The following is a 3,436-nucleotide window of genomic DNA, read 5'->3' on the forward strand; positions in this document are numbered from 1 at the left end:
GGCCTCGACTGGGGCGCGCTGGGGCCAGTTGATCGGCCAGGCACACTAAACAGCATTACTCGTTGAAAGAGGAGCGGTCCATGACCGGAATAATCGTTGTCGGCGTCGACGGCAGTGAAACTGCCCTGCGGGCGGCGCACACCGCGCGCGACCTCGCAGTTTCCGTGGGGGCGACACTTCATGTGGTCAGCGCCTTTGACAGCGACAAGACACAGGTCTTCGGCAGCGGCAGTGACCAGTGGATCGTTTCCGACGCCGGCAACGCGGAAACGGTTGCGCGCTCGGTCGCGGAAGGCCTGCGCCGCCCGGACATCACCGTCACGTACGCCGCCGCGCGGGGCAAGCCGGCCGAGGCCCTGATCCGGGAAGCCGAACGGACCAGTGCCTTGATGATCGTGGTCGGCAACCGGCGCATGAGCGGAATCGGCCGGGTCTTGGGGAGCGTTGCGAACAGCGTGGCCCACAACGCCCCCTGTGACGTCTACATCGCCAAGACCGACGCCGACTGAGGCGCTACTGCTTCTTCGGTGCCGCTGCCGGCACGGCGGCTTGGCCGGTGTCTGAGCCTGCAGACCCAAGCATCCGCCGCAGGATCTTTCCTGAGGCGGATTTCGGCACGGCGTCGATGAACTCAACCTGTCGGATTTTCTTGAACGGCGCCACCCGGGCCGCCACGAAGTCCATGACGCCCGCCAGGTCCAAGGCATCGCCGTCCGCGCCCGGCTGGCGGACCACGAACGCCTTGGGCACTTCCTGGCCGTCGGCGTCGAGGGAGCCGACCACCGCGGAGTCGGCGATGCCGGGGTGGGTGAGGAGCAGCGCCTCCAGTTCCGCCGGGGCGATCTGGTAGCCGTTGTACTTGATCAGTTCCTTGAGCCGGTCCACGACCGTCACCACCCCGTCCGCCCGCACCGTGGCGATGTCCCCGGTGCGCAGGAAGCCGTCCGCGTCCAGGGTGTCCGCGGTTTCCTGCGGCCGGTTGAGGTAGCCGAGCATCACATTCGGCCCGCGGCACAACAGGTGCCCCGGCGCGCTGGTCCCTTCCGCGGGAACCGGGATCTCCTCCCCCGTGGCCGGGTCCACGAGGCGGCACTGCATGTTCGGCACCGTGTACCCCACGGAACTGACGGGGGCCCTGAGCCCATCGCGACTTTGGCGCGGAATGAGGTGCGATACCGGGCTCATCTCGGTCATGCCGTAGCCCTGCAGGACCCGGCAGCCGAGGCGTTCGGCCAGGCGCTTGCCAAGTTCGCCGTCCAGCGGCGCCGCACCGGAAAGGGTGGTGTGCACCGAGCCGAGGTCGTACTCGGCAACGAGCGGGTGCTTGGACAGCGCCACGGCCACGGGAGGCGCGATGAACAGGTAGCTGCACCGGTGGTCCTGGATGATCCGCAGGAACTCGGGCAGGTCGAACCGGGGCATGGTCACAAGCCTTGCCCGCTGGCGCAGCGCGAGGTTCAGCAGCACGGTCAGCCCGTAGATGTGGAAAAACGGGAGCAGCGCCAGGACCCGGTCTTCGGGGCCGACGTCGAGCAGACCCCTGGCCTGTTCCACGTTGGCGACCAGGTTGCGGTGGCTGAGCATGACCCCCTTCGGCCGGCCGGTGGTGCCGGAGGAGTAGGGCAGCACGGCCACATGCGTGGCGGGATCGAACGAGACGCGGGGTGCCGGTGCGCCCATGGCGAGCAAGTCGGCCAGCGAGGGATGGCCGTCGGCGCCGTCGAGCACCACGAGCCGTGAGGCAGGGATCCCGGTCCTTTCGGCGGCCTCCCGGGCGGCCGGCAGCAGCGCCGATACGGTGAAGAGCCAGTCCGCGCCGGCGTCGGTGAGCTGGGTGGCGATCTCGTCGGCCGTGTACAGGGCGTTGATGGTGGTGCCCGTTGCGCCTGCCCGGAGCAGGCCGTGGAAGACGGTCGCAAAGGCGGGGACGTTGGGACACAGGATGGCGGCCACGCCGTGCACGCCCAGGCCCTGGGCGGCGACGGCACCGGCGAGGGCGTCGATCTGCCCGCGCAGCGCCCGGTAGGTGGTCTCCGCACCGCTGGCGCCATCGACGACGGCGACCCGGTCCAGGTCCTCCTCTGCCAGAGCGCCGAAGAGATAGTCGTAAATGCCGAGGTTGGGAACATCGACGTCGGGGTACGGGCTTGAAAACACGCAACATCTCCTTTGATCCGCTTCCGCCCGGGCTGTCGGCGGCTGGTGCCACTCTAGTGCCGGGCGTAGCCGCGGGACAGGAGGGCGCGGACTTGGCTGTGTCCGGTCGCGGCCGTGTCCGGACTTGATGAGGATCACCCTTTGTCGTGGGCAGCCTCACCGCCCAGCGGGCCGCCCGGCGCGGACCGGCTCAGTAAAATGGGAGGTGCCCTGCGATGGTGCGGACGTCCGCGAACCCACCTACCAAGGGAGCCCCATGATCACTCTTCAGCGCCGCCAGCTGGTTGGCCACGACATCCTGCTGGCCCGGCACGGCAACCACATCAGCGCCATGCGCGTGGACCGCGGTGCCGGTCGCGTTGTCGCGTTCCTGGACGACGGATCGACGGACAGCGCACCCAACCTGATTGCCCCGGGACTGCGCATGCCCGACACCTTGCGCAGCGTGTTCCGGGAGGACTGGAAGTTCCTGACGGGAATCAGCGCGTGCTGCGCGGGGCTCGCGGGCCTGATGTTTGCCGCCTCGGCCGCCCTCGCCGGCATGAGCGGCGATCCCGCGCTGGTCCAGATCCTGACCGATTACTCGGGAAACTGAGCGGCCCGGGCCAGGCTGGCCACTGAGAAACCCCAACACTGAGAAACCCCGCCGCTGAAAGGTTCAGCGGCGGGGTTCTGCGGTTTCGCGGCCGGTTTCGTGGCCGGTTTCGCCGGCTAGTCCAGCAGCAGGGCCGGCTCTTCCAGGATGGCGGCGACGTCGGCCATGAAGCGGGCCGAAAGGTCGCCGTCCACCACGCGGTGGTCGAAGGAGCCGCCGAGGGTGGTGATCCAGCGCGGAATGACTTCGCCGTCCAGGACCCAGGGCTTTTGCTTGATGGTGCCGAACGCCACGATGGCGACCTCGCCCGGGTTGATGATCGGCGTTCCGGTGTCGATCCCGAGGGCGCCGATGTTGGTCACGGTGAGCGTGCCGCCGCGCATCTGGGCGGGCTGGGTCTTGCCGGCCCGCGCCGTCGTGGCGAGCTCGTTCAGGGCCAGGGCCAGTTGCTTGAGCGAGAGGTCCTGGGCGTTCTTGATGTTCGGCACCATCAGCCCGCGGGGCGTGGCGGCCGCGATGCCCAGGTTCATGAAGTGCTTGACGTGGATCTCCGCGGAATCGCTGCCGTCCGGGTTGTCCACCCACGTTGCGTTGACACTCGGGTTTCGCGCCGCGGCCCAAATGACCGCCTTGGCCAGGATCAGCAGCGGGGAGACCTTGATGCCTTCGAAGTCGCGGGAGGCC

At 68.6% G+C, this 3,436-nt stretch carries 4 protein-coding genes; 2 read left to right on the plus strand and 2 right to left on the minus strand.

What is annotated here, in order from left to right; genetic code table 11:
* The first annotated feature begins 80 nt into the window (after positions 1–80).
* Complete coding sequence (locus LQV45_RS21635) at positions 81–509, plus strand: universal stress protein (protein ID WP_223914942.1); 429 nt, start codon at positions 81–83, stop codon at positions 507–509.
* 4 nt (positions 510–513) lie between these two features.
* Here the strand turns inward: LQV45_RS21635 and LQV45_RS21640 are convergent, their stop codons facing one another.
* Positions 514–2,157: an AMP-binding protein gene (locus tag LQV45_RS21640; protein WP_230008762.1), complete on the minus strand. Its 1,644-nt coding sequence runs from the start codon at positions 2,155–2,157 to the stop codon at positions 514–516.
* Between the two features lie 256 nt (positions 2,158–2,413).
* On the opposite strand from LQV45_RS21640, the gene LQV45_RS21645 reads away from it, so the two are divergent.
* Positions 2,414–2,752 (plus strand): hypothetical protein, encoded by a 339-nt coding sequence (locus tag LQV45_RS21645; RefSeq protein ID WP_230008763.1) that lies wholly within the window; start codon positions 2,414–2,416, stop codon positions 2,750–2,752.
* A 116-nt stretch (positions 2,753–2,868) separates the two neighbouring features.
* Here the strand turns inward: LQV45_RS21645 and LQV45_RS21650 are convergent.
* Positions 2,869–3,436: dihydrolipoamide acetyltransferase family protein (locus LQV45_RS21650; protein ID WP_230008764.1), on the minus strand; the 568-nt coding region annotated here is incomplete at its 5' end.

The sequence above is a fragment of the Microbacterium sp. Bi128 genome (assembly GCF_918698205.1).